The sequence below is a fragment of the Vibrio sp. 1402 genome (assembly GCF_033340275.1).
This window is the reverse complement of record NZ_JAWOWE010000195.1, coordinates 1-767: the sequence shown is the minus strand read 5'-3', so window position 1 is coordinate 767 and position 767 is coordinate 1. Positions and strand designations below refer to the sequence as shown.

Annotated in this window: 1 protein-coding gene and 2 pseudogenes; 1 reads left to right on the top strand and 2 read right to left on the bottom strand. The window is 42.4% G+C overall.

All coding sequences use genetic code 11. The features are described from left to right. Window positions 1–147, top strand: a pseudogene (murQ, locus tag R7044_RS25040) (N-acetylmuramic acid 6-phosphate etherase); the annotation flags it as partial. 79 nt (window positions 148–226) lie between these two features. Here the strand turns inward: murQ and R7044_RS25035 are convergent. Beyond that, complete coding sequence (locus R7044_RS25035; protein ID WP_029999935.1) at window positions 227–559, bottom strand: hypothetical protein; 333 nt, start codon at window positions 557–559, stop codon at window positions 227–229. 139 nt (window positions 560–698) lie between these two features. Next, window positions 699–767 (bottom strand): annotated as a pseudogene (locus R7044_RS25030) (DUF2799 domain-containing protein); the annotation flags it as partial.

The following is a 767-nucleotide window of genomic DNA, read 5'->3' as shown; positions in this document are numbered from 1 at the left end:
ACCGAGGTACTTAAGCAGACCAATTATGAGGTGAAACTGGCGATCTTAATGATCTTGACCGATCTTGATATCGAGTCCGCACGTCAGCACCTTCATCATCAAGACGGCTTCTTGCGTAAAGCGGTAGAAAGCCACAAAGCAAACTGACCTAATGTAAGAAGGTTGGATAGTAAAAAGGTGGCTCATGGGCCACCTTATCTTTTTGCCGGAGCTGATACATCAAACATCAATCCCCATCATACAACCACTCGTCAAATTCGCGATTTAACTCGTTATTCACCTTACGCTTGATCTGGTCTGGATCAGTGGCATTTTTAACGCGTTCCACTTTATTCGTGTACTGGCTTGTCGCCTCGTTTACTTCCCGTTTCATTTTGTTTTGCACGTAAGTCCCGTTGGTGAGATCTTCAATATCCCGCTTGGTATTATTGAGCGTATTCGTAATCTGATGCTTGTTATGGTCGTATTTACGTTTCGCTTTGATCGTGTCTTTCAGCACATTGCCGGCACTTGCGGTTAGCGGCAGTAATACTAACGCAACTAAAAAGTACTTTTTCATATTTCAATATCACTTATTACTCAATCTCAATGAGCCAAGTAGACCAAAGCGCTCCGATAGAATTGTCAGAAGTTCAACAAGCCAAACTATCGTCTTGATTATGAAACAGAATGAGTCTTGGCGTTAATTACTGTATTTATTAATTACTGTATTCGTTCCAGCCTCGTTGCCATTCCATACGGAATTTTTGCGCTTGCTCAGTGCCCTC